Source organism: Micromonospora sp. SYSU B005 (assembly GCF_055362685.1).
Map to the genome: position 1 here is coordinate 247,811 of NZ_JAXCFU010000008.1, position 24,541 is coordinate 272,351.

Genomic DNA, 24,541 nt, shown 5'->3' on the forward strand with positions numbered 1-24,541 from the left:
CTAAACATCCCGGACTACCAGTCAGCGACCATCCAGGAGCGGCTGGTTGGGGTTCCACGGGGTTCCGGTCTCGGCGTCGTGGCGGCGGCGGGCTATCGCGGACAGCGCCTCCAGCACCACCCGGTTGCCCAGGTACGCGGTGATGTCGGCGTGGTCGTACGGCGGGGCGACCTCGACCACGTCCAGCCCGACCACAGGCAGCTCGTAACAGACCCGGCGCACCGCGTCGAGCAACTGCCGGGAGGTGAACCCGCCCGGCTCGGGTGTGCCGGTGCCGGGTGCCATGCCCGGGTCGACCACGTCCACGTCGACCGAGAGGAACACGCCCTCGCACTCGTCGGTCGCGATGCCGAACGCCTCGGTCAGACAGGTGTCCAGCCCGCGCGCCACGATCTCGGTCATCTCGTACGAGCGCATCCGCTGTTCCGCCATCCACGCCAGCGTGTCCGGGCCGGGCCAGTAGCCGCGCAGCCCGATCTGCAGGAAGCGGTCGCCGCGTACCGCACCGGACTCGATGAGCCGACGCATCGGCTGGCCGTGACCGTGCAGCGAGCCGAACTCGACGTCGCCGGTGTCAGCGTGCGCGTCGAAGTGCACGAGCGACACCCGGCCGAGCCCGTGGTGCCGGGCCACACCTGTGGCGTCGGGCAGCGCGATGGAGTGGTCCCCGCCGAGGACTACCGGGATCGCCCCGGCGGCGGCTACCGCGTGCACGGCGGTCTCCAGCGCGGCGAGCGAACGCTCGATGTCGCCGCCGAACATCTCCACGTCGCCGGCGTCGTAGACGCACAGATCCTTCAGCGCGTCCACGCGCAGCGCCAGCGACGGGCGGGAGCCGTCGTGCGGCAGGTAGCAGGCCTGCCGGATGGCGGACGGCCCGAACCGGGTGCCCGGCCGGTGCGAGGTGCCGCCGTCGAACGGCGCCCCGATGATCACCACATCCGCGTCGGCGTACGTGACCGGCTCCTCGACGGTGCACGGCGGCACGCCGAGGAACGTGATGTCGGGGCCGTACATCGGGCCGTACCGGGTCATCGTTCCTCCATCCCCCACGGCGAACCGTAGCCGGTGAGCAGGTCGAGGAAGGGGGTCGGCGGGAACGCCTCCGGGCCGAGCACGCCCGTGCCGGACCAGGCACCGGTGGCGAGCAGTTCCAGCGCGACGACCGGGTTGACGGCGGTCTGCCAGACCACCGCCTGGTGGCCGTACTCGGCCATCGACCACTCGTTGTCGACCACGTGGTAGAGATAGACGCGGCGCGGGCGGCCGTCCGGGCCGGTGCCGGTGACGTACGTGCCGGCGCACGTCTTGCCGCTCATCCGGTCGCCGAGCGTGGCCGGGTCGGGCAGCGCGGCGGCCACCAGGTCGCGCGGCGACACCTCGACCCCGCGTACGCGCACCGGCTGGGTCGAGTCCAGTCCGAGCTTGTGCAGCGTGCGAAGCACCTCGATGAACTCGGCGCCGAGGCCGTACTTGAAGGTGACCCGCTTCGCCGGCACCCAGCGCGGGATGAGCAGCACCTCCTCGTGCTCGACGTTGACGCACTCGACCGGGCCGATCCCGGCCGGGAAGTCGAACACCTCCGGCTCGCTGAACGGTTCGGTGGTGAACCAGCCGCGCCCGGCCTCCCAGATCACCGGCGGGTTGAGGCACTCCTCGATGGTGGTCCAGATGGAGAACGACGGCGCGAACTCGTACCCGGCGACTGTCAGGTTCGCGCCGTCGCGTACCCCGATCTCGTCGATCTCGGCGAAGAGTTCGTCGGCGGCGTAGCGGGCGAAGACGTCGGACAGGCCCGGCTCGACGCCGATGCCGCACAGCGCGAGCCGCCCGGCGGCGGCCCACCGCTGCGCGACGGCGAACTGCTCGTCGCCGAGCTTGACCCCGGTCTCGGCGTAGGGGCGCTCGGGGTGCGGCCGGGACAGCGACATCGCCATGTCCAGGTAGTCGGCCCCGGCGGCGAACGCGCCGTCGAAGATCGGCATGACGAAGCGCGGGTCGACCGCGTTGAGGACGTGGGTGATCCGGTGTTCCCGGCACAGCGCGGCCACCGCGTCGGCGGAGGACGCGTCGACTGTGGCGGCGACGAACCGGTCGCCGTGCCCGGCGACGGCCCGCGCCGCACGCGCCGGGTCGTGGTCGGCGACCACCATGGTCTCGAAGAAGGTACGGCGGGCGGCGATGGATACGGCGGCGGAGCCGACGCCACCGGCGCCGACGAGGAGGATACGCATCAGGAGTCGAACCCCAGTCCAAGACGGTCGAGAGTACGGAGCCAGAGGTTGCGCCGTCCGTCGCGCGCGTCGGCGCGGGCGAGCGACCAGCGGGTGAGGTTGATGCCCACGGACCGGGCCGGTTCCGGCGGGAACGGCAGCGGCTTACGGCGCACCAGGTCGAGCCGGGTCAGCGGGGTGTCGGTGCCGGAGAGCAGGTCGAGCGTCACGCGGGCGCCGAACCGGGTCGCGCCGACGCCGAGCCCGGTGAACCCGGCCGCGTACGCCAGGCGCCCGGAGTACGCGGTGCCGAAGAACGCGCAGAACCGGGTGCAGGTGTCGATGACGCCACCCCAGCGGTGACTGAAGCGCACATCGGCGAGCTGCGGGAACGTCGTGAAGAAGTGCGAGGCGAGCGTGGTGAAGGTGGCCTCGCGCTGCTCCAGCGCGGGCGCCACCCGGTTGCCGTAGTGGTAGATCGCGTCGTAGCCGCCGAACAGGATCCGGTTGTCGGCGGTGAGCCGGTAGTAGTGGAACTGGTTGCCGGTGTCGGCGAGCCCCTGCCGGTGCCGCCAGCCGATCGCGTCGCGCTGCGCCTCGGTCAGCGGCTCGGTCATCAGCGCGTAGTCGTAGACCGGCACGATCCAGGAGCGCAGCCGGCGCAGCAGCGGCGGGAACGCGTTCGTGGCCAGCACGACCTGCCGCGCCCGTACCGTGCCGGGCGCCGCTTCCGCGCCGCCCGCAGTGGTGGCCCGCAGCGCGGCGCCGTCGCCGGCCAGGCCGGTGACGCGGGTGTGCTCGTGCACGCGTACGCCCAGGTCGAGCGCCGCGCGGCGCAGTCCCCAGGCGAGCTTCGCCGGGTCGAGCAGGGCCACCCGATCGCGATCCCACATCCCGCCCAGGTACGTCGGCGACGACACCTCGGCGCGTACCTCGTCGCGGTCGAGCAGCCGCACGTCGTGGCCGTACCGGCGGGCCAGCTCGGCGTCGGCGGCGAGCCCGTCGAGCTGGTACGGCTCGACGGCCACCGCCAGTTCGCCGGTGCGTTCGAAGTCGCAGTCGATGTCGTACTTCGCCACGGTGGCGGCGATGGCGTCCAGGTTCTCCCGGCCCAGCCGTTCCAGCTCGCCGATCTCGCCGGGGAACCGCTCGACGCCGTTGGCGAGCCCGTGGGTGAGCGACGCGGCGCAGAACCCGCCGTTGCGCCCGGACGCCGCCCAGCCGCATGTGCCCGCGTCGACGAGCAGCACGTCGCGGTCCGGGTCGGCCTCCTTTGCGAGCAGCGCGGTCCACAGCCCGGCGTACCCGCCGCCGACCACGAGCAGGTCGGCGGTGTGCGTCCCGGTCAGCGGCGGCAGCGGGTCGGGGCGAACCGGGCGGTCCAGCCAGTACGACACGGGCGCGGCGTCGGCCAGCGCCCGGCCGGTATGCGGGAGTGTCATGGCTTGCCCGCCGGTGTGGCGACCACCGCGAGGGCGGCCCGGCGCGCCCGCCGGCCGCGCAGCGAGGTGGCCCCGACGAGCAGCAACGCGATCACGAACATGGCCGTGCCGATCACGTTCACCTGCGGCGGGATGCCGCGCTGGGAGGCGCCCCAGACGTACATGGGGAACGTGACAGTGGTGCCGGCGTTGAAGTTCGTGATGATGAAGTCGTCGAAGCTGAGCGAGAACGCCAGCAGCGCGGCGGCCACGATGCCGGGTAGCACGAGCGGCAACGTGATCCGGCGGAACGTCTGCCATTCGCTGGCGTACAGGTCCATCGCGGCTTCCTCCAGCCGCCGGTCCATGCCGGAGAGCCGGGCCTTCACGGTGACCACGACGAACGACACGCAGAACATGACGTGCGCGATGACGATGGTCCAGAAGCCCTGCGGCACCCCGGCGGCGACGAAGAGGGCGAGCAGCGAGGTGCCCATCACCAGTTCCGGGGTGGCCATCGGCAGGAAGATCAGCCCGTTGAGCCCGGAGCGGCCGCGGAAGCTGTGCCGGACCAGCGCGAACGCCATCAGCGTGCCGAGGAGCGTGGAGACGACTGTGGCGATGAGGCCGATCTGCATGCTGCGCACCACGGCGTCGCACATGTCCGAGGTGGCGCAGGGCTGCTTCCAGTTGTCGAGCGTGAACTCGTTGAAGTCGTAGGAGAGCCGGCTGGAGGGCCGGTTGAAGGACAGACCGGCGACCACCATGATCGGCAGCGTCAGATAGCCGAGGACGAGCAGGGCCACGCCCATTACCCACCGGTCGGCGAGCCAGCGCCTCAGTCTGCTCACAGCACCTCCTCCGTGCCGGCCTTACGCAGGTAGACGAAGACGATCGCCAGGATCGCGGCCATCAGCAGGAACGACAGCGCCGCGCCCTGCGGATAGTCCAGCCGGACCAGGAACGCCGAGTCGATGACGTTGCCGATCATGTACTCGTTCGGCGTACCGAGCAGCTCGGCGTTGATGTAGTCACCGGTGGCCGGGATGAAGAACAGCAGCGTGCCGGCGATCAGGCCGGGCATCGACAGCGGCAGCGTGACCTTGGCGAACGCGCGCAGCGGGCTCGCGTACAGGTCGCTCGCCGCTTCCAGCAGCCGGGGATCGAGCCGCTCCAGGCTCGCGTACAGCGGCAGCACCAGGAACGGCAGGAAGTTGTACGTCAGACCGAGCACCACGGCGATCGGGGTGGCGAGCAGCCGGCCGTCCGGGCCGAGCAGGTGCACGTCGCGCAGCAGCCCGACCAGCGCGCCGTTGTCCGACAGGATGGTCTTCCAGGCCAGCGTGCGCACCAGGAAGCTGGTGAACATCGGCGCGACCACGGCCACCAGCAGCAGGTTCTTCCACCGTCCGGCCTTCTGCGCGATCGCGTACGCCAGCGGGTAGCCCATCAGCAGCGCGAGCACCAGCGCGATCGCCGAGTAGAGGAACGACCGGGAGAACTGCGGCCAGTACGCCTGCAGCGCGTCCGGGTAGTTGCCGAACGCCCAGGTCATCGCGTACCCGGTGGAGAGCGACCCGGCCGGGTCGTAGAGGCTGGCGGAGGCGAGTTGCACCAGCGGCAGCGCGAAGAAGACGAGCAGCCAGACCGCGCCGGGCAGCAGCAACAGGTACGGCAGGAGCCGGCTGCGCCCGCGCCGCACCGGCGGCGGCACCGGCTTCCCGGCGGAGGTCGGTACGTGGGCAAGCGCGCTCATGCCGCCACTCCGCTTCGCTCCGCGCCGCCATGAGGCACCCTCGCGCTGAGCCTGCCGATTCGCTCGCTGCGCTCGCTCATGCCGCCACTCCGCTTCGCTCCGTGCCGTCATGAGGCACCTTCGCGCTGAGCCAGCCGATTCGCTCGCTGCGCTCGCTCATGGCAGCGCACCCACCGGCGGCTCGTCGAGCAGCGGCGCGGTCTGGTCGTCCTCACCGGCGGCCCGGGGCAGCAGGAACGCGTGCCGCGGATCCCAGTGGGCGGTCACCGCCGTGGCGACCGCCAGTTGACCGCCCAGCCCGCTGTTCGCGGCGAACGCGGACAGTTCGCTGCCCCACGCGGTGCGCACCAGGTACTGGGTGCTCACCCCGACGTAGGAGGCGTCGGTGACCACGCCACCGACGTGCTGGTGTCCGACCGGCACCCGGTCCGGGCCGTCGACCAGGTGCAGCTTCTCCGGACGTACGCCGAGGAAGGCCGGACCGTCGGTGAGCCGGGCCCGGCCGGCGGGCACCGAGAAGCGCGAGCCGTGCGCCGTGACCAGCACGTCGTCGGCGGCGCGACCGCCGGCTTCGGCGGCGAGCAGATTGGACTGGCCGAGGAAGTTCGCCACGAACGCGGTGGCCGGGTACTCGTAGATGTCGGCGGGCGCGCCGAGTTGCTCGATCCGGCCGGCGTTCATCACCGCGACCGTGTCGGCCATCGTCATGGCCTCCTCCTGGTCGTGGGTGACGTGCACGAACGTGATGCCGACCTCGGTCTGGATCCGCTTCAGCTCGATCTGCATCTGCCGGCGCAGCTTGAGGTCGAGCGCGCCGAGTGGTTCGTCGAGCAGCAGCACCTGCGGGTGGTTGATGAGCGCCCGGGCCAGCGCGACGCGCTGCTGCTGGCCGCCGGAGAGCTGGGCCGGGCGGCGCCGGCCGTACCCTTCGAGCTGCACCAGCGCGAGCATGCGCTCCACCTGGTCGCCCACGTTGCGGATGCCGCGGCGGCGCAGCCCGAACGCCACGTTCTCGTGGATGTCCAGGTGCGGGAAGAGGGCGTAGCTCTGGAAGACGGTGTTCACCGGCCGCTTGTACGGCCGCAGCCCGGCGATGTCCTGCTCGCCGAGCAGCACCTGTCCGCTCGTCGGCTGCTCCAGCCCGGCGATCATCCGCAGCGTGGTGGTCTTGCCGCAGCCGGACGCGCCGAGCAGGGCGAAGAACGAGCCCTGCGGGATGGTGAGGGTGAGGTCGTCGACGGCGGTGAAGACGCCGAACCGCTTGGTCAGGTCGACCAGTCGCAGGTCACCGGCCGGGGTCTGCTGCCCCTTCACGCGCCGATCACCTGCTGGAACTTGGTCTCGTACTCCTTCTCCTGCGCCTCGTCGAGCGCCATGAAGACCTTGGCCTTGGACAGCATCGTGTCGTCCGGGAAGATCAGCGGGTTGTTCGCCAGGTCCGGGTCGATCTTCTCCATCTCGGCCTGCGCGCCCTGCACGGGGCAGATGTAGTTGACGTACGCGGCCAGCTTCGCCGCCACCGCCGGGTCGTAGTAGTGGTTCATCAACGCCTCGGCGTTGGCCTTGTGGGTGGCCTTGTTCGGCACCAGCATGTTGTCCGACCAGAGCATCACGCCGGACTCGGGCACCACGAACTTGATCTTCTCGTCGTCGAAGCCGAGCTGGACCACGTCGCCGGACCAGCCGATGCACGCGGCGATGTCGCCCTTGGCCAGGTCGGGTGCGTAGTCGTTACCGGTGAACCGCCGGATCTGCTTGCTGTCCACGGCCTTCTTCAGTTTGTTCAGCGCGTCGTCGAACTGGGCCGACGTGAACTTGGCCGGGTCGTGGCCGAGCGACTGGAGCAGCAGGCCGATGGTGTCGCGCATCTCCGACAGCACAGTCACCTTGCCCTTGAGATCGGGACGGGTGAGCAGCTCGTCGACGGTGCGGATCTCCTTGGTGACCTTCGCGTTGTACGCGAGCCCGGCCAGGCCGGACTGCCACGGGACGGCGAGCTGGGTCTCGGCGTCGAAGGAGCGACCGCGCAGCGACTGCAGCAGGTTCGCCTCGACGTTCGGCATCTTCGACTTGTCCAGCTTCTGGACCCAGCCGAGGCGGATCACCCGGGCGGCCATCCAGTCGGTGAGCACCATGATGTCCCGGCCGGTGCTCTGACACCCGGCGAGCTGGTTGCGTACCTTGCCGAAGAACTCGTTGTTGTCGTTGACGTCCTCGGTGTACGTCACCTGGATGCCGGTGGCGGCGACGAACGCGTCGAGCGTGGGGCGCTTGGACTCGTCCTTCTCGTCGGTGTCCATGTACTGCGGCCAGTTCGAGAAGGCGACCTTCTTCTCGGTGGCGGACAGATCCTCGCTCTTGCATCCGGCTTCGGTCTGCTGGGCGCCCTTGGTCCCGCAGCCGGCCAGGGTGCCCGCGGTGGCGAGCAGCGCGGCCGAGCCGAGGGTCCCGGTGAGCAGACCACGCCGGGTGAGGGGCCGGAGGGGACTACGCATGTGACGACTCCTTGGGGGGCATCGTCGGCGGCGGGACGGGGGCGGCGCGCCGGCGGGAGGGTCAGTGGCGATGGACGACTGATCCTGACATGAGAAAACCTCTCTCACAAGGGATTCCGTTGCCGGAATAGCCAGTCGCCACGAAATACGCCAGACTGCGCGGGGCACTACGCTCAACACGGAGAACTGGACACGAGGAGCGTCGATGGTCAACCGGCACCAGGAGAACGGAAACGGCGCCCGTCGGGTCACTGTGCGTGACGGCGCCAACCACGCTCTGCTCGACGACGTGGCCAAGCAGATCATCGAGCAGCTCCAGGAGGACGGACGCCGCCCGTACGCGAGCATCGGCAAGGCGGTCGGCCTCTCCGAGGCGGCGGTACGCCAGCGGGTGCAGCGGCTGCTCGACGCGGGCGTCATGCAGATCGTCGCGGTCACCGATCCACTCCAGCTCGGCTTCCCCCGCCAGGCCATGATCGGGCTGCGTACCGACGGCGACCTGGAACCCGTCGCCGACCGGCTGGCCGAGTTCGAGGAGATCGACTACGTGGTGATCACCGCCGGCTCGTTCGACCTGCTGGCCGAGGTGGTCTGCCGCAACGACGCACACCTGCTGGAGATCCTGCAGAAGCTGCGCGGCGTGCCCGGGGTGCTCTCCACCGAGGCGTTCGTCTACCTGAAGCTGCGCAAGCAGACCTACAGCTGGGGCACCGCCTGATGCGGATTCCGTTGACAGCACAGTGATATGGCGCTGAATCCGTCGCGCTGAAGCTTGTTCGCTTGCCTTATCGGCATCGCCTGTGGGATAACCGTGGGCAGAGCGGCCGGTGTCACCCCTGACCGGCCCGAGACCCGATGGGGCTGACATGGCCAACGCCACCGACCATCTCTGGATGCACTTCACCCGCATGGCGAGCTACCCCGCCGGCGAGGTTCCGACAATCGTCCGGGGCGAGGGCGCGTACGTCTGGGACGCGCAGGGCCGCCGCTACCTGGACGGGCTGGCCGGGCTGTTCGTGGTGAACGCCGGTCACGGCCGCGCCGAGCTGGCCGAGGCCGCCGCCAAGCAGGCCGGCGAGCTGGCCTACTTCCCGCTCTGGTCGTACGCCCACCCGAAGGCCGTCGAGCTGGCCGAGAAGATCGCCACGCTCACCCCCGGCGACCTGAACCGGGTCTTCTTCACCACCGGCGGCTCCGAGGCCGTCGAGGCGGCGTGGAAGCTGGCCCGGGCCTACTTCAAGCGCACCGGCAAGCCCACCAAGCACAAGGTGGTCAGCCGCTACATCGCCTACCACGGCACCTCGATGGGCGCGCTGTCGATCACCGGCCTGCCCGGCATCAAGACCGACTTCGAGCCGCTGGTGCCGGGTGGCATCAAGGTGCCGAACACCAACTTCTACCGGGCCCCCGAGCACGGCGACGACGCCGAGGCGTTCGGCCGCTGGGCCGCCGAGGAGATCGGCCGGGCGATCGAGCGGGAGGGGCCGGAGACGGTAGCCGCCGTCTTCCTGGAGCCGGTGCAGAACTCCGGCGGTTGCTTCCCGCCGCCGCCCGGCTACTTCGAGCGGGTACGTGAGATCTGCGACGCGTACGACGTGCTGCTCGTCAGCGACGAGGTGATCTGCTCCTGGGGCCGGCTCGGCGAGTACTTCGGCGCCGTCCGCTACGGCTACCAGCCGGACATCATCACCACCGCCAAGGGCATCACCTCCGGCTACGCCCCGCTCGGCGCGATGATCGCCAGCGAGCGGCTGATGGAGCCGTTCCTCACCGAGACCGGCATGTTCGCGCACGGCGTGACGTTCGGCGGCCACCCGGTCTCCTGCGCGGTCGCGCTGGCCAACCTGGAGGTGTTCGCCCGGGAGGACCTGATCGGGCACGTCCGGGCGAACGAGGGCGCCTTCCGGTCCACCCTGGAGAAGCTGCACGACCTGCCGATCGTCGGCGACGTCCGGGGCGACGGCTACTTCTACGGCATCGAACTGGTCAAGGACAAGACGACCCGGGAGACGTTCGACGAGGCCGAGTCCGAGCGGCTGCTGCGCGGCTTCCTGTCCACCGCGCTGTTCGACGCCGGGCTCTACTGCCGGGCGGACGACCGGGGCGACCCGGTGGTGCAGCTCGCCCCGCCGCTGATCGCCGACCAGCAGCACTTCGACGAGATCGAGCAGATCCTGCGCGCGGTGCTGACCGAGGCGTGGTCGCGGCTCTGACGCCGATGACGGGATACCAGCAGCTGTCGTACTGGCTGTCCGGCCTGGACGAACCGCTGACACCGCGACCCGGGTTGCCCGGCGACACGGACGCCGACGTGGCGATCGTGGGCGCCGGGTACACCGGGCTGTGGACGGCGTACTACCTGGCCCAGGCCGATCCCACGTTGCGCGTCGTCGTGCTGGAGCGGGAGATCGCCGGGTACGGCGCGTCGGGGCGCAACGGCGGCTGGTGCTCCGCGCTGTTCCCCACGTCGCTGCCGGCGCTGGCCCGGCGGCACGGCCGGGACCGGGCACTGGCCATGCAGCGGGCCATGCACGACACGGTCGCCGAGGTGGGGCGGGTCGCCGCCGCCGAGGGCATCGACTGCGACTGGCAGGCCGGCGGCACGGTGATGCTCGCCCGCGGCGAGGCCCAGCTCCAGCGGGCCCGCGCCGAGGTCGCCCAGGCCCACGCGCACGGGCTGACCGACGACGACCTGAGGCTGCTCGACGCCGGCGAGGCCGCCGCGCGGTGCAACGCCGAGGGGGTACGCGGCGGCACGTACACCCCGCACTGCGCCGCCGTGCACCCGGCGAAGCTGGTCCGGGGTCTGGCCCGGGCGGTGGAGCGCCGGGGCGTACGCATCCACGAGCGCACAACGGTGACCGCGCTGCGGCCGGGCGTGGCGGTGACAGCGGCGGGCGTGGTCCGGGCGCCCGTGGTGGTGCGTGCGACGGAGGGCTACACGCCGGGGCTACCAGGCCAGCGGCGCACAGTGGCGCCCGTCTACTCGCTGATGGTGGCCACCCCGCCGCTGCCCGAGGAGACCTGGGCACGGATCGGGCTGGCGCAGCGGGAGACGTTCTCCGACTACCGGCACGTCATCGTGTACGGCCAGCGCACCGCCGACGGCCGGCTCGCGTTCGGCGGGCGGGGCGCGCCCTACCACTACGCCTCCCGGGTCCGGCAGGGCTTCGACCGGGAGCCCCGGGTGTTCGCGGCGCTGCGCCGGGCGCTCGGGGAACTGTTCCCCGTACTCGGGCCGGACGTGCCGGTGACGCACGCCTGGGGCGGACCGCTCGGCGTGGCCCGGGACTGGGCCGCGTCGGTGGGGCTGGACCGCCGTACCGGTCTGGCCTGGGCCGGCGGCTACGTCGGTGACGGCGTCGGCACCAGCAACCTCGCCGGCCGTACGCTGGCCGACCTGATCCGGGGCGTGGACAGCGACCTCACGGCGCTGCCCTGGGTGGGCCACCGCTCCCCCCACTGGGAACCGGAGCCGCTGCGCTGGCTGGCGGTGAACGCCGGCCTGAAGATCATGTCCTCAGCCGACAAGAGCGAGCACCGCACGTCCCGCCCGTCCCGCCGAGCCGATCTCTTCACCCGCTTCCTGGGCCACTGACCCCGGTGCGCCCGGATTTCATGATCGACACCAGTTCGGGGTGGCGGTGGGGTCCGGGTGGCCTGGATGGCGCCACTTCCCCGTACTGGTGTTGACCTTGGTCTGGCCGGGCCACGGCGGTCGCGCCGGCCGAGGGTGGCGCGGACGTCGCCGGGCCGGTCAGCCCGATCCTGGGCCTCCCGCCCGCCACCCCGGACGACCTGGCCGAGACCGGCCGGCGGGCGCCCGTTGGTCCGTGCACTTGGCCGACCAGCGGGACCTTCATGATCGACCGATGGAGGGTCCGGGGCGGGGTCGTTCAGTGGTGGGGCGGGATGACCCGGAGGTGGCCCCGGCGGCCCTGCTGGGGGGTCTGGGGCTTGGCTGGCTCGTCCTCCGGGGGACGGGGCGGGGCCGGGCGGGCGGCCTCGCGTACCGCCTCGGCCAGCGCCACCAGGTCGTCGGTGGTGGGCGGCGGCGGCTCGAACTCGCCCTCGTGCCGCACCACGTCCCAGCCACGCGGGGCGGTCAGGCTGCGGGCGTGCGGCTCACACAGGTCGTACGTGTGCGGTTCGGCGAACGCCGCGAGCGGGCCCACCACCGCCGTCGACTCGTTGTAGACATAGGTCAATGTGGCGACCGCTTGCCGGGGGCAGCCGTTACGGGAGCAGCGCCGTGGTGACCTCACGGCGGCAGGGTATCCCCATTACCGGGTCCGGCGCACCGCTTCGCGTTACGACACGCCCGTCATGGTGATCACAATTCCGCCGATCGGCACACCGGCGCGCCGGTCGGCCGCGCGACGGCGGGTGGACCGCCGGCCCGGGCTACCCTGTCCGTCATGACGAGCCCCCAGAACCGCCGCCCCGGCTCCGGCCGGCGCACCCACCGTGACCGGCACGGTCGCGGGCTGCGCGGGCGGCTGGTGCCGGCCACGGTGCCGCTGGCGCGGACGAAGGCCGAGGTCTTCGACGATCTGGTGCTCGACACGGTGGAGACGCTCGAACGCCGGTTCGCCAAGGAGCTGGCCGGGGTGGAGTTCGCGGTCGAGGACGTCCCGCCGGATCTTAACGTCTACGACTCGGACGTGCTGGAGGACGGCGAGGTGCCGCTGGCCCGGCTGCTGCCGGGGCGGCCCGGCCGCCAGGAGGTGCCGCCGCGGATCGTGCTCTACCGGCGGCCGCTGGAGTTCCGCGCGATGGACCGCGAGGACCTCGCCGACCTGGTGCACGACGTGATCATCGAGCAGGTGGCGAATCTGCTCGGCGTCGATCCGGACGAGCTGGCCTGACCGGGTCGGCCGGACAGGCGCCGCCACCCGGCCGGACGCGCCGGCCGGACGACGACCCGGGTCCGGGCGGCCCCCACCGCCCGTGGACCCGTACGTGGATCAGGCGGCGACCCGCCGCTTGAGCTTGCGCCGCTCCCGCTCGGAGAGGCCACCCCAGATTCCGAACCGCTCGTCGTGGCCGAGCGCGTACTCCAGGCATTCCGTCTTCACTTCGCACCGCGAGCAGATGCGCTTCGCCTCGCGGGTCGAGCCGCCCTTCTCGGGAAAGAACGCCTCCGGGTCGGTCTGCGAGCAGAGCGCTCGCTCCTGCCACTCCGGCGCGTTCCCGAGCAGGTCGGCCACCTCGAGCTGGCCGTCCATCGATTGCCTCCTTGTCGCGCACCGGCGTCATTCGCCGCTGCAACCCCCCACGCGAAAGGCGTGCCTGTCCGTACGGTCACCATTTGTTGCGTTCCGTGCGAACAACCCCATTCAAATTACACGCGTGTAATGCGTGCGCCGTCAAGCCAAACTTGATAATGGAGTCGCCCTCCCGACACGTCCGTGACGACCGCCCCGGTCGCCCGTAGCCTCGCAACCTGCCCTATCGATTCAGACCCCGGACGAGTAACGCCCTCCCCGGCGAGTTGCCGGAAGTTTTCTGCCGTGGCGCATCGCCGACAGGCCGGCCGGACGCCCCCGCCGGCCGCTCGTACCAAGATCAGAATTGGTGGGGCAAAGGGTAACCCGCTTCCCGCGGTACCGCCCGTCGAGCCGTCCAACGCCGACCGCGCCCCGTCCATCATGTGGACGGGGCGCGGGTCCCGGCGCGACTGACGGATCAGTCCAAGCGGGCTGGTGAGCTGGTGGGCCAAACGAATTCGGCGATCGACCCACCGGTGACCGAGATCGCGCCGGCGGACGTACTCTCGTCCCACCAGACGGTATACACACCCGCCTCCAGATCCGGGTAGACCGCACTGTGGAACACCCCGTCCCGGACGTGCCGCTCGCGTACGGCGGAGTGGGTCCGCGGGCCGTCGAGGTCCACGCGGCTGATCTCGATCTCCCGGCCGTGCAGGTCCCGCCCGGTGTGGATGATCAGCGCGCCCCGGTCCCCGCCGAGGTCGAGCACGACGCTGCCGACCTCCGACGGGCCGAGATCGTGATGGTGTGACATTCGCCGGCTCCCGTCAGGACTTCTTCGCCTGCGGGTTGCCGAACCCGTCGTACGGCGTGCCGAGGAACGGGAAGTCGGCCAGGAACGGCGCTGTCACGTCGGCCGCGCTCAGGCCCGGTGTCACCGCCGCCGCGGCGGCGTCCGGCCGGAACGTCTTGTCGACCAGCGGCACGGTCAACCCGGCGATGGCGCGCAGCGCGATCGTCACCACGTCGTCGGCGGGACGGCGGCCGTTGGGGAAGCCGGCCAGGTCGCCGCCGAGCACACCGAACCGGTCCGGGGTACGGCTGGGCCGGATCGCCGTGTTCAGCCGCAGCATGTCCGCCTGCACGTCACCTGTGGTGTTGGCGAAGCCGTCGATCAGTCCGGCCGGGACGCCGGTGAGCAGGATCGCCACCAGGTCGGCACGCGGCTTCTTGGACTTGTTCAGCGCGTCCAGATTGGGGAACACGCCCGGGTAGAGCGCCGGCAGCAGCCCGGCCAGCTCGGGCCGCTCCACGAACCCGGCGAACCGCTTGTCCTCCGACGGCGGCAGCGTGTTCCAGACGTCCTTCCTGGACATCGGCACGATGACCTCGTTGAACAACGGGTTACCGAGTCGCGACACCTGCGTGAAGGGCCCGGCGGCGGTGTCGGCGGCGACCCGGTCCCCCAGCACCCGCACCTGTTGGCGGGACGCGCTGGTCCAGACCCCGATCGTCGAGGCACGGTCGGCGTAGCCGTAGCGGGACGCCTTGCGGCGTACCTGGCGCAGCGGCACCTGCACGGCGAGGCTGTGCACGTTGAGCCGGTCCAGCGCGTTCACCGGCTCGCCCTCGGTCCGGAACAGCTTCTTGCCGGCGACGTGCAACTGCTGGAACGGCCGCAGCGTGCCCAGGTCGAACACCGCGCCCAGGTCGACGAAGAAACCGTCGGCGCGTTGCCCGGCGAACACCTTCTCGCCGGTGGACAGCTTGAACGTCGCCTGCCGGACCAGGTTCTGGTAGTTCGGCGTGGACAGCGGGCCGACGTTGCACGGCGGGCAGGGCAGTTTGTGCGCCAGCACACGGGCACGGCCGTCCGCGATCCGGGTCAGCCGGTAGAACTGGCGCCGGTTCCAGTTCTTGCTCTCCAGCGACTCGATCGGCCCGGTGTTGTAGAGAAAACTGTTCTGGTTCGTGATCTCGGTAGTGAATTCGAAACGATAGGTGACGTCCGGATAACCGTCCCCGTCGTTGTCGATGTGAATCTCGTACCGGACGTCGTCACCGAACTCGAAGAAGTTCGGGCCGCCGGAGGGAAGCTGCACCGGCACGTAGTTGGCGATCAACGTGACCGTGTCCGGCTGGCTCGGCGTGACGAACGCGTACAGGTCGGAACTGTCGGCGACCGGATCCTTGGCGATCTCCGGGGCCTCGCGGTGAGAGGACATGGCGGACGCACCTTCGTCGGGGGAACGGAAGTCGGAACCGGCGCCGGGAGCCCGCGCCGGCGGAGGGTGGGATCAGCGCCGGCCGGCGGCGCGCACCAGGCGGTCGGCCAGGCCGCGGTCGCGTACCTCGACCCGGTTGGCGCCGACGAAGACGTCCATGACGCCGGCCGCGGCGTCGCGGAGATGGACCACGATCGGCTCGTCGCGCCGGCTCGCCGTGGGGGCGTTCTGCGCGGCGGACAGGCCCGGCACGGTGAGGGCGGCGGCGCCCAGTGTCGCGCTCGCCGCGGCGGTGAGCGTCTGCCTGCGGGTCAACCGCGGCCAGGTCCGCCGTTTCGGCGCCTCGGTGGTCTCGTCAGTGCTCATCGGCAACCTTTCCGGACCGGCGCCGCAGCGCCGCAGCGGGCCGGGCGCCCGGACACCGCCGGGCCCCGGTTCGGGGTCACCGGCGGCGGTCCTCGCCGAAACCGCCGCCGGCATCCACAGGTACGGGCCGCGGCGGGGAAAGGTTCGACCTCAGGCGCGGGCGTGACCGTACGCGGTCGTCCGCTTGCGGAACGGCCGCCCCGCGGCGGTCGCGATGGCGCGCAACTGCTCCTCGGTACGGGCCGACCCGTTGCCCGAGCCGGCCATCCGGGAGATCGTCTCCTCCATCAACGTGCCGCCCAGGTCGTTGCAGCCGCCGCGCAGCATCTCCACGGTGCCCGCGTCGCCGAGCTTCACCCAGGAGCACTGGATGTTGTCGATCCGGCCGTGCAGCAGCAGCCGGGCCATCGCGTGCACCACCCGGTTCTCCCGCCAGGTCGGGCCCGGGCGGGCGATGCCGGCCAGGTAGATCGGCGCGTTCGTGTGCACGAACGGCAGGGCCACGAACTCGGTGAACCCGCCGGTACGGTCCTGCACGCCGGCCAGCACCCGGAAGTGGGCCAGCCACTGGCCCGGGTGGTCCACGTGGCCGTACATCATCGTGGAGCTGGACCGGATGCCCAGCTCGTGGGCCGTGCTCACCACCTCGACCCAGGCGGAGGCCGGCAGTTTGCCCTTGGTGAGCACCCAGCGCACGTCGTCGTCGAGGATCTCGGCGGCGGTGCCCGGGATGGTGTCCAGCCCGGCCTCGCGGAGCTGGAGCAGCCACTCCCGCACCGGCACGCCGGCCTTCGCGGCGGCGGTGACGATCTCCATCGGGGAGAACGCGTGCACGTGCATGTCCGGCACCCGCGCCTTGATCGCGCGGACGATGTCGGCGTAACCGGTGACCGGCATCTTCGGGTCGATGCCGCCCTGGAGGCAGACCTCGGTCGCGCCGGCCGTCCACGCCTCCTCGGCCCGGTCGGCGACCTGCTCCAGCGAGAGCCGGAACGCGTCGGCGTCGCTCTCCCGCTGGGCGAACGCGCAGAACCGGCAGCCCACGTAGCAGACGTTCGTGAAATTGATGTTGCGGTTGACCACGTAGGTCACGTCGTCGCCGACCGCGTCCCGGCGCGCGTCGTCTGCGAGCCGGCACAGCTCGTCCAGCGCCGGGCCGTCCGCGCCGAACAGCGCCAGCGCCTCGGCCTCGTGCGCCGGCGTCAGCAGCGCCGCCGGGTCGTCAGCCGCCAGCCGCAGGCCCGCGCGCAGGTCGGCGTCCGCGCCACCACCCACTGGTACGCCGGCGCGCGCCTCCGGCGCCACCTTGCCGGCCACCTCGGCCCAGTCGCCGTACACGCTGTCGAAGTCGCCCCGCCGGTCGTCGGTACGGCCGGTGACGTCGATGGTGACGTGCAGGTCGGTGCGGCCGCCGTACACCTCCTCCGGCTCCTGCCAGGGCCGTCCCTCCGGGCGGGCCGCCTCGACCGCGAGCCCGGTGGCCGGGTCGGCGAGCGCGCTCACGTGCGGCAGCAGGCGCGGATCGAGCCACGGCTCGCCCGCCCGGACGTACTCCGGGTAGACGGTCAGCCGCTCGCGCAGCGTGAACCCGGCACTCGCGGTACGCGCCGCCAGCTCGTCCAGGTGCGGCCAGGGCCGCTCCGGGTTGACGTGGTCGGGCGTGACCGGGGAGACGCCACCCCAATCGTCGATGCCGGCGCGCAGCAGCAGGTCGTACTCGCCCGCGATGAGGTTCGGCGGGGCCTGGATGCGGGCCTTCGGGCCGAGCAGCACCCGGGCCACCGCCACCGTGGCGGCCAGGTCGTGCAGCTCCGCGTCGGGCATGCCGCGCATCGCGGTGTCCGGCTTGGCGCGGAAGTTCTGCACGATCACCTCCTGGAGGTGGCCGTACTCCCGCATCGCCCGGCGGATCGCGAAGATCGCGTCGACCCGCTCGGCGCGGTCCTCGCCGATGCCGATCAGGATGCCCGTGGTGAACGGCACTCCGACCCGGCCGGCGTCGTCGAGCACCCGCAGGCGTACCGCGGGTTCCTTGTCCGGCGAGCCGTAGTGCGGGCCGCCGGGCTCGGACCAGAGCCGGGTGGCCGTGGTCTCCAGCATCATGCCCATGCTCGGCGCGACCGGCTTGAGTCGCTGCAGCTCCGACCAGGTGAGCACGCCCGGGTTCAGGTGCGGCAGCAGGCCGGTCTCCTCCAGCACCGCCACCGCGCAGGCGCGCAGGTAGTCCAGCGTCGAGTCGTACCCCCGCTCGTCCAGCCAACGGCGGGCCGCCGGCCACCGCTCCTCGGGCCGGTCGCCGAGCGTGAACAGCGCCTCCTTGCAGCCCTGCGCGGCGCCCTCGCGGGCGATCGCCAGCACCTCGTCGCGTTCCAGGTAGGCGGCGGGCAGCCGGTGCGGCACGGTGGCGAACGTGCAGTAGTGGCAGCGGTCCCGGCAGAGCCGGGTCAGCGGGATGAAGACCTTCTTCGAGTACGTGACCACGCCCGGCCGCCCGGCGTCGCGCAGCCCGGCGTCGCGGATGTCGCCGGCGATCCGGAGCAGGTCGTCGAGCATCGGCCCGCGAGCGGCCAGCAGCGCGCTCGCCTCGCCGGCGTCGAGCGCCCAGCCGGTGGCGGCCCGCCCCAGTGCCCGCCGGATGCTGGCCTCGGTCGGTTCGGGGTCGCTGCGATCAACCATCCGCCCAGCCTAGGCGCTGCCGCACGGCCGGATGCCCGCCCCCGGTCGCGATCCGGGCAGCGGGACGAACCGGGTGGTCCCCCGCACAGCGGCGGGCGGGACGGTGCGGGCTGGTGGCGGGCCCGAGGTGGCGGCGGGCGAGGATGCTCCGTCGCCCGCCGCCCGGACCTCAGCGGGGCTGGTTCGGGTCCTCGCGGTCGAACCGCTGGGTGCGCTCGTCGTCGGCGGCGGCCGACGGCGTGCCCGGCTCGGCGGACTGGCGCGGGATCGCCTGCGTCGGGTCGGCCGACGGCGGCTGGCCGAACGGCGGCGCCGACTGCGACGAGCCGTACTGCGGCGCCTGCTGCGGACCGCCGTACGGGACACCGGCCTGCGGGTCGGCGGACGGCGGGCCGGACTGCGGCGCATGCGGCGGGGCGGTGTTGAACGGCGGCGCCGACTGCGGCTGGCCGTACGGACCGGGCTGCTGCGGCCAGCCGGGCGGCGGCGAGCCGGCCTGCGGGAAGCCCGGGCCGGGCTGCTGCGGGTAGCCGCCCGGACCGGGGTAGCCGCCGGGCTGACCCGGCTGCTGCGGCCAGCCGGGCTGGGCCTGGCCGTACACGCCCGGCTGCGGCTTGGGCTTCGGCACGTAGTAGAGCGTGCGCCAGATCTTGAACACCACGAACGCGGCGACCCCGAAGATCGCCAGCCACGCCACGCGGGTGAGCAGACCGAGGAACGCGTCCAGCACCTCACCGTCGGCGAGCCGGCCGACCAGCCAGATCAGGAACGTCAGCGCGCCGAACACGACGGACACGGCGTACTCGACGAGCGCCACCTGCGTGATCAGCTTGGCCTTTGGTACGACCGGGAGGATCGCGGTGGCGATCAGGACGGCGAGCAGCGGCAGGACCGTCGACTCCAGGCCGACGAAGGTGAAATACGTGCTCCCGGCCCGGCCGCTGGCCGTGCTGTAGTCGTCGATCGGCAGCAGGCGCACCAGGCCGACGAAGAGAAGCACGGCGTTGGCGCCGAGAAGGACGAGCGCTGCGAGTTCGCGCAACGGCTTGATCAACTGGCTGGCCTGCGCGGCGTCGCCGGACGCGGGCTCGGCGGGGCTGGTCACGGACTCCCCCAGGGGACGAAAGCGGACAGTTGCCGAAGTGAGCGTAGTCTCTCCCGCCACCGGACGATCGATGGCGGCGCGTGCGGAAGGATGGACGCCATGCGCATCGTGGTACTGACCGGCGGCATCGGGGGCGCCCGTTTCCTGCTCGGCGTGCGGGCGTACGCCCGCGAGGTGGGCGCCGAGGTGACCGCCGTGGTGAACGTCGGCGACGATCTGCTGCTGCACGGGCTGAAGGTCTGCCCCGACCTGGACAGCGTGCTCTACACGCTCGGCGGCGGCGCCGACCCGGAGCGCGGCTGGGGCCGGGCGGGCGAGACCTGGACGGTGAAGAACGAGCTGGCCGCGTACGGCGCGGAGCCGAGCTGGTTCGGCCTCGGCGACAAGGACGTCGCCACCCACCTGGTGCGCACCCAGATGATCAACGCCGGCTACCCGCTGTCCCAGGTGACCGAGGCGCTGGCGGCCCGCTGGCAGCCGGGCGTACGGCTGCTGCCCGCCACCGACGACCGCCTGGAGACGCACGCCGTCGTCACCGACGAGCAGGGCCGCCGGGCGATCCACTTCCAGGAGTGGTGGGTTCGCCATCGAGCAGGCGTACCCACCGACCGGTTCGTCTTCGTCGGTGCCGACGCGGCGAAGCCCGCGCCCGGCGTGGTCGAGGCGATCGCCGCCGCGGACGTGGTGCTGATCGCGCCGAGCAACCCGGTGGTGAGCATCGCGCCGGTGCTGGCGGTGCCCGGTCTGCGCGACGCGGTGACCGGCGGGCCGGCCCCGGTGATCGGGGTGTCGCCGATCATCGGCGGCGCGCCGGTACGCGGCATGGCCGACCGCTGCCTCGCCGTGCTCGGCGTGGAGTGCAGCGCGGCCGGCGTGGGCGGCCTCTACGGCGCCCGGCCGGCGGGCGGCCTGCTCGACGGCTGGCTGGTCGCGCCGGAGGACGAGGGCACCGTGGTGCCGGACGTGACCGTCCGCGCCGCGCCGCTGCGGATGACCGACGAGGCGGCGACCGCCGCGATGGTGCGCGCCGCGCTGGAGTTGATGTGAGGCTGGAGATCCTGCCGGTGCAGGGCATCGGCGACGTGACCGAGGGCGACGACCTGGCGGCGCTGATCACCGGTGCGGCGCCCTGGCTGCGCGACCACGACGTCCTGGTGGTCACCAGCAAGATCGTGTCGAAGGCGGAGGGCCGGCTGGTCGACGTGCCGGCCGACGGCCCGGAACGGCTCGCCGAGCGGGACCGCATCCTGGCCGGGGAGACCGCCCGGGTGGTGGCGACGCGGGGCGCGACCCGGATCGTGCAGACCCACCACGGGTTCGTGATGGCTACCGCCGGCATCGACGCCTCGAACGTGGACAAGACCCGGCTGGTCCTGCTGCCCGTCGACCCGGACGCGTCCGCCCGGGCGCTGCGCGCCGCGCTGCGCGACAGGTACGGCCTCGACGTGGCGGTGATCGTCAGCGACACGATGGGCCGGCCGTGGCGCAACGGACTGACCGACGTGGCGCTCGGGGTCGCCGGCATGCCGGCGATCCGCGACCACCGGGGCGAGGTCGACCCGTACGGCAACGAGCTGTTCGTCACCCAGATGGCGGTGGTCGACGAGCTGGCAGCGGCCGGTGAGCTGATCAAGGGCAAGTGCGACCAGGTGCCGGTCGCCGTGGTGCGGGGTTACCTCGCCGCGACCCGGGACGACGACGAGGGCGCCCGCACGCTGGTGCGCGACGCCTCGATGGACCTGTTCTCGCTCGGCACGGCCGAGGCGCGCGCCGCCGGTCTGCGGGCGGCGGCGACGCTCGCGGACCGGGTCGGCCCCGAGCCCGCCGATGCGGACGCGGTGCGGCGGGCGATCGAGGCGGTGGCCGACGTGGTCGCGCCGGGCACCGTCTTCACCCACGTCACCGACGACGAGGTACGCGACGGACTGGCCGCGACGGTGCCCGGCTGGCCCGCCTCGGCCACCGGCCTGCTGCTCGGCGCGGCGCCCACCCCTGTCGACCGGGCGGACCTGGTCCGGTTCGGCGCGGATTTGCAACGCCTGCGCGCCGCGCTGGCCGCGGAGGGGATCGACTCGACGTTGCTCCCGCCCCCGTCCGGCAGCGCCGCGAGCGCCACGCTGGCGCTCTGACCCCGGCGGGCGTGCTCAGGCGTCGAGGACGGCCCGGCCCAGCGGGGTGAGCGTGTGCAGGACGGTGTTGCGGTCACGCTGGCTGACCAGCAGTCCCGCGTTGCGCAGCACCGTGGTGTGCTGGCTGGCCGCGGCGGCGGAGATGCGCAGCCGGCGGGCCATCTCGCCGGTGGTGCAGCCCTCGTCGGCGGCCTGGAGCACCCGGGAGCGGGTACGGCCGAGCAGGGCGGCGAGCGCCTCGCCCTGCGGTGACGCGGCCGGGCCGGACGCGGGCGTCAGGCCGGCGAGCCGGTCGACCGGGTAGACCAGCACCGGCGGCAGCGTCGGGTCGACGAGCGCCACCGGCGTACGCGAGCAGAAGAACGACGGCACGAGCAGCAGCCCCCGGCCGTCCAGGTGCAGTTCCCGCGTGTCCGGGTAGTCGAGCACCTCCAGCACGCCCGAGACCCAGCGCATGTTCGGCCGCAGGCTGGCCAGCAGCCCTTCGGCGCCGCCGTCGAGCATGGCGCGCGCACGGCGGGCCCGGTCCGCCTCGACCGCCGCCTGCACCCGGGCCCAGTAGGGCGTGACCGCCAGCGACTGGTAGCGGGCCATGGCGTCGGTGAGGTGGTGCAGCGTCTCCGGTTCGCCGCGGGCGAGCGCGGTGGCCGACGACGGCAGCGCTGTCTCCCCGGCCAGCCGCGTCAGGTCGCGGCGCAGCATGTCCACAGGGGTGCCCCGGACGGCGTCCAGCCCGGCCTCGATGCCCTCCCGGCTGGCGGACGGGGTGAGGAAGTCGGGGAAGTAGCCGCGCGGCGGGTTGAGCGCGAGCAGCAGCCGGTACTGCTCGGCGTCGGTGTCGGTCCGCAGTCCGTGCGCCACGGTGCGCCGCCACGTGGTCATCATCGGGTCCCGGCTGCGCCCCTGGAGCAGGTGCAGGCTGAGGACCAGCTCCCAGAGCGGGTCCGCGGCCGGTGCGACCCGGGTCCGCAGGACGTCCTCGCCCGAGAAAATGATCTTCAACATGGATTGCTCCCGTGCGGACGGCGGGGGTGCCAGCCACACTTCGCACTGTACCCGCCGGCACTAATCTCCATCTTTAAGCGTCAGGTGAAAAACCTCGACGGCGGGTGGGCGGGTTGGGCAAACTCTCTGTTGCCTGCCGACGCCGGGGCGCAACATCGACCCGGACGCCGGCTGACGGGCGTGGCCGGGTGGCACCACGAGGGTCTGCGACTTCAGTCGCAGGGGTGCCGCCCGGCCCTCGCTCATCCGATCCAGAGCGCCACCCGATGGTCCTCGTCGGTGACGTAATAGCAGCGTCCCGCCAGCTCGGCCAGCCCCTCCACGTGGTGGAACGGCGCCAGCTCCGCGACCACCTCCCCCGCCACCAGCGCGTCCCCGCCCGCGTCGTGCCGGAACCGCACGTGCCGGGAGGTCACCTCACCGCCGTGCGGGTGGTCGTCAAGCAGCACCGAACCCTTGCCCAGCGCGTCGATCGACCCGGTCACCGCCGCATATCCGCCGTCGCCGGTCGGCGTGATCGCACGGAAGCCGGCGAGCGCGCCGGGCGGCGTCACCCCGGTCAGCGCGTACGCCCCGAGCGCCCGCAGGTCACCCGAGTGCTCCGAGTCGTCGAACATCTCCGGTACGCCGGCCAGCTCGACGTAGACCGGCTCCCCCGCGGCGGTCACCGGGAACCGCAGGCCCAGCAGCGCCGTACCGGCCGGGGTGAACGCCGCCGCCTCCACGTTGACCGGCAGGTCGTCGGCGGCCAGCCGGGTCACCCAGCTCTTGGCGCGGGCGGTACCCCGGGCCAGCGTCTCCACGATGAACCGCTCCCGGACCCGGTCACCGGCCGGCAGCAGCGTCAGCGGGGCCGCGGCGAGCGCGTCGTTCACCGCCCGGTGCAGCCGGAAGCGGTTGCGCACCACGTGCACCGGCAGCGGCCCGGCCACCGCGTCGTCCTCCCGGAACCGGGCCACGAACGCGCGCCGGGGCCGCAGCGGGCCGCGCTTGGACCCGAAGTGCGAGCCGAAGACGTACACCCAGCCGTCGTGGTGGGCCAGCGCCTCGCCGTCCTCGGTGCGGCCGTTCTCCGGGCCCGCGTCGGCGGCCACGTGGTGCGCCTCCCAGTGGCCGTCGTCGCGTTCCAGCAGCAGCGCCAGGCACTGCTCGACCGGCCCCTCGTCCAGCACGGTCCAGAAGCCGCGGCGCGCGCCGTGCGCCCGCAGCAGCGCGGCCGACCGCACCGGCAGGAGGTCGCTTGCCTCGTTGCCGGCCACCAGGAACTCGACGAGTCGCAGGGTCACCGCGCCAGGGTACGGAGGCGGCGCTCGTAGAGTGTCCGGGTGCCCGACCTCACCTCGTACACCGAACTGCACGCCGACGCCGTCGCGACGCTGAGCCGCTGGACGGCGACCAGCCCCGCCGCGGGCGCCGCCCGGGACCGCACGCTGGCGCTGCTGGCCGACGGGCCGGTCGCGATGAGCCGGACGCACCGCGCCGGGCACGTCACGGCGAGCGCGCTGGTGCTCGACCCGGACGGCCGGGTGCTGCTCTGCCTGCACGGCAAGATCCGCAGGTGGATGCAGCTCGGCGGGCACTGCGAGCCCGGCGACCGGACGCTCGCGGCCGCCGCTCTGCGCGAGGCCACCGAGGAGTCCGGCATCACCGGCCTGACCGTCGAGCCGGAGCCCATCGACGTGGACATCCACGAGGTCACCTGCCAGGGCGGGTCGTTCCACTACGACGTCCGGTACGCCGCCCTGGCCCCGGCGGGCGCGGTCGAGCGGGTCAGCGCGGAATCCGAGGCGCTCGGCTGGTTCCCGCCGGACCGGCTGCCCGAGCCGCTCGCCCACGCCACCGCCCAGCTCGTGCCGCCGGCGCTCGCGGTGCTGGCCCGCCGCGCCGGCGGCTGAGCGCCGGTACCGCGCCGCGCCGCCGGACGCGTGCCTCCTCCG

Annotated in this window: 23 protein-coding genes; 7 read left to right on the forward strand and 16 right to left on the reverse strand. The window is 72.5% G+C overall.

Annotation, left to right across the window (positions count from 1 at the left end; genetic code table 11):
- Window positions 1-21 precede the first annotated feature (21 nt).
- From speB to SM452_RS20160, 7 genes are all read right to left on the reverse strand, one after another.
- A complete protein-coding gene (gene speB / locus SM452_RS20130; RefSeq protein ID WP_357207995.1) occupies window positions 22-1,035 on the reverse strand; it encodes an agmatinase in 1,014 nt (337 codons plus the stop codon).
- On the reverse strand, window positions 1,032-2,234 hold the full coding sequence (locus tag SM452_RS20135) for a saccharopine dehydrogenase family protein (RefSeq protein WP_463840478.1): 1,203 nt from the start codon (window positions 2,232-2,234) through the stop codon (window positions 1,032-1,034). The genes speB and SM452_RS20135 overlap by 4 nt, the downstream gene beginning before the upstream one ends.
- Window positions 2,234-3,655, reverse strand: coding sequence for an NAD(P)/FAD-dependent oxidoreductase (locus SM452_RS20140; protein ID WP_463840479.1), 1,422 nt, complete (start codon window positions 3,653-3,655; stop codon window positions 2,234-2,236). The genes SM452_RS20135 and SM452_RS20140 overlap by 1 nt, the downstream gene beginning before the upstream one ends.
- Window positions 3,652-4,485 carry an ABC transporter permease gene (locus SM452_RS20145; protein ID WP_463840480.1) on the reverse strand — a complete coding sequence of 278 codons (834 nt, stop codon included), beginning with the start codon at window positions 4,483-4,485 and terminating at the stop codon, window positions 3,652-3,654. Before SM452_RS20145 ends, SM452_RS20140 begins: the two co-directional genes overlap by 4 nt.
- Window positions 4,482-5,390 carry an ABC transporter permease gene (locus SM452_RS20150; protein ID WP_135243417.1) on the reverse strand — a complete coding sequence of 303 codons (909 nt, stop codon included), beginning with the start codon at window positions 5,388-5,390 and terminating at the stop codon, window positions 4,482-4,484. Before SM452_RS20150 ends, SM452_RS20145 begins: the two co-directional genes overlap by 4 nt.
- 156 nt (window positions 5,391-5,546) lie before the next feature.
- Complete coding sequence (locus tag SM452_RS20155) at window positions 5,547-6,704, reverse strand: ABC transporter ATP-binding protein (RefSeq protein ID WP_463840481.1); 1,158 nt, start codon at window positions 6,702-6,704, stop codon at window positions 5,547-5,549.
- On the reverse strand, window positions 6,701-7,885 hold the full coding sequence (locus SM452_RS20160; protein ID WP_262012465.1) for a polyamine ABC transporter substrate-binding protein: 1,185 nt from the start codon (window positions 7,883-7,885) through the stop codon (window positions 6,701-6,703). Before SM452_RS20160 ends, SM452_RS20155 begins: the two co-directional genes overlap by 4 nt.
- A gap of 205 nt (window positions 7,886-8,090) precedes the next feature.
- Here SM452_RS20160 and SM452_RS20165 point away from each other — a divergent pair, with 205 nt between their 5' ends.
- The 3 genes from SM452_RS20165 (at window position 8,091) to SM452_RS20175 (ending at window position 11,483) form a co-directional block, all read left to right on the forward strand.
- Window positions 8,091-8,603 (forward strand): Lrp/AsnC family transcriptional regulator, encoded by a 513-nt coding sequence (locus tag SM452_RS20165; protein ID WP_262012466.1) that lies wholly within the window; start codon window positions 8,091-8,093, stop codon window positions 8,601-8,603.
- 148 nt (window positions 8,604-8,751) lie between these two features.
- On the forward strand, window positions 8,752-10,098 hold the full coding sequence (locus SM452_RS20170; protein ID WP_194798500.1) for an aspartate aminotransferase family protein: 1,347 nt from the start codon (window positions 8,752-8,754) through the stop codon (window positions 10,096-10,098).
- A 5-nt stretch (window positions 10,099-10,103) separates the two neighbouring features.
- Window positions 10,104-11,483: an NAD(P)/FAD-dependent oxidoreductase gene (locus tag SM452_RS20175; RefSeq protein ID WP_463840482.1), complete on the forward strand. Its 1,380-nt coding sequence runs from the start codon at window positions 10,104-10,106 to the stop codon at window positions 11,481-11,483.
- A 298-nt stretch (window positions 11,484-11,781) separates the two neighbouring features.
- Here the strand turns inward: SM452_RS20175 and SM452_RS20180 are convergent, their stop codons facing one another.
- Window positions 11,782-12,150, reverse strand: a complete 369-nt coding sequence (locus SM452_RS20180; RefSeq protein ID WP_013284163.1) for a DUF3499 domain-containing protein — start codon at window positions 12,148-12,150, stop codon at window positions 11,782-11,784.
- 153 nt (window positions 12,151-12,303) lie between these two features.
- Between SM452_RS20180 and SM452_RS20185 the strand changes: the two genes are divergently transcribed.
- Window positions 12,304-12,753 (forward strand): metallopeptidase family protein, encoded by a 450-nt coding sequence (locus tag SM452_RS20185; RefSeq protein ID WP_018787548.1) that lies wholly within the window; start codon window positions 12,304-12,306, stop codon window positions 12,751-12,753.
- A gap of 99 nt (window positions 12,754-12,852) precedes the next feature.
- Here the strand turns inward: SM452_RS20185 and SM452_RS20190 are convergent, their stop codons facing one another.
- The 6 genes from SM452_RS20190 to SM452_RS20215 all read right to left on the reverse strand — a co-directional run bounded on the left by SM452_RS20190 (window position 12,853) and on the right by SM452_RS20215 (window position 19,470).
- Window positions 12,853-13,113, reverse strand: a complete 261-nt coding sequence (locus SM452_RS20190) for a WhiB family transcriptional regulator (protein WP_013284161.1) — start codon at window positions 13,111-13,113, stop codon at window positions 12,853-12,855.
- 460 nt (window positions 13,114-13,573) lie between these two features.
- Window positions 13,574-13,912: a hypothetical protein gene (locus SM452_RS20195; protein ID WP_013284160.1), complete on the reverse strand. Its 339-nt coding sequence runs from the start codon at window positions 13,910-13,912 to the stop codon at window positions 13,574-13,576.
- A gap of 13 nt (window positions 13,913-13,925) precedes the next feature.
- Window positions 13,926-15,323, reverse strand: a complete 1,398-nt coding sequence (locus SM452_RS20200; RefSeq protein WP_262012468.1) for a DUF4331 domain-containing protein — start codon at window positions 15,321-15,323, stop codon at window positions 13,926-13,928.
- 72 nt (window positions 15,324-15,395) lie between these two features.
- Window positions 15,396-15,689, reverse strand: coding sequence for a hypothetical protein (locus SM452_RS20205; RefSeq protein ID WP_262012469.1), 294 nt, complete (start codon window positions 15,687-15,689; stop codon window positions 15,396-15,398).
- Between the two features lie 150 nt (window positions 15,690-15,839).
- A complete protein-coding gene (locus SM452_RS20210) occupies window positions 15,840-18,365 on the reverse strand; it encodes a bifunctional FO biosynthesis protein CofGH (protein WP_463840483.1) in 2,526 nt (841 codons plus the stop codon).
- A gap of 169 nt (window positions 18,366-18,534) precedes the next feature.
- Complete coding sequence (locus tag SM452_RS20215) at window positions 18,535-19,470, reverse strand: hypothetical protein (protein WP_463840484.1); 936 nt, start codon at window positions 19,468-19,470, stop codon at window positions 18,535-18,537.
- Between the two features lie 99 nt (window positions 19,471-19,569).
- On the opposite strand from SM452_RS20215, the gene cofD reads away from it, so the two are divergent.
- Both cofD and SM452_RS20225 read left to right on the forward strand, forming a co-directional pair.
- A complete protein-coding gene (gene cofD / locus SM452_RS20220; protein ID WP_262012472.1) occupies window positions 19,570-20,517 on the forward strand; it encodes a 2-phospho-L-lactate transferase in 948 nt (315 codons plus the stop codon).
- Complete coding sequence (locus SM452_RS20225) at window positions 20,514-21,599, forward strand: coenzyme F420-0:L-glutamate ligase (RefSeq protein WP_262012473.1); 1,086 nt, start codon at window positions 20,514-20,516, stop codon at window positions 21,597-21,599. Before cofD ends, SM452_RS20225 begins: the two co-directional genes overlap by 4 nt.
- A gap of 15 nt (window positions 21,600-21,614) precedes the next feature.
- Here SM452_RS20225 and SM452_RS20230 read toward each other — a convergent pair whose 3' ends face one another.
- Together SM452_RS20230 and SM452_RS20235 are read right to left on the reverse strand one after the other, a co-directional pair.
- Window positions 21,615-22,604, reverse strand: coding sequence for an ArsR/SmtB family transcription factor (locus tag SM452_RS20230; protein ID WP_463840485.1), 990 nt, complete (start codon window positions 22,602-22,604; stop codon window positions 21,615-21,617).
- A 242-nt stretch (window positions 22,605-22,846) separates the two neighbouring features.
- Window positions 22,847-23,890, reverse strand: coding sequence for a hypothetical protein (locus SM452_RS20235; RefSeq protein ID WP_463840486.1), 1,044 nt, complete (start codon window positions 23,888-23,890; stop codon window positions 22,847-22,849).
- A 39-nt stretch (window positions 23,891-23,929) separates the two neighbouring features.
- On the opposite strand from SM452_RS20235, the gene SM452_RS20240 reads away from it, so the two are divergent.
- On the forward strand, window positions 23,930-24,499 hold the full coding sequence (locus SM452_RS20240; RefSeq protein WP_463840487.1) for an NUDIX hydrolase: 570 nt from the start codon (window positions 23,930-23,932) through the stop codon (window positions 24,497-24,499).
- Window positions 24,500-24,541: the final 42 nt, after the last annotated feature.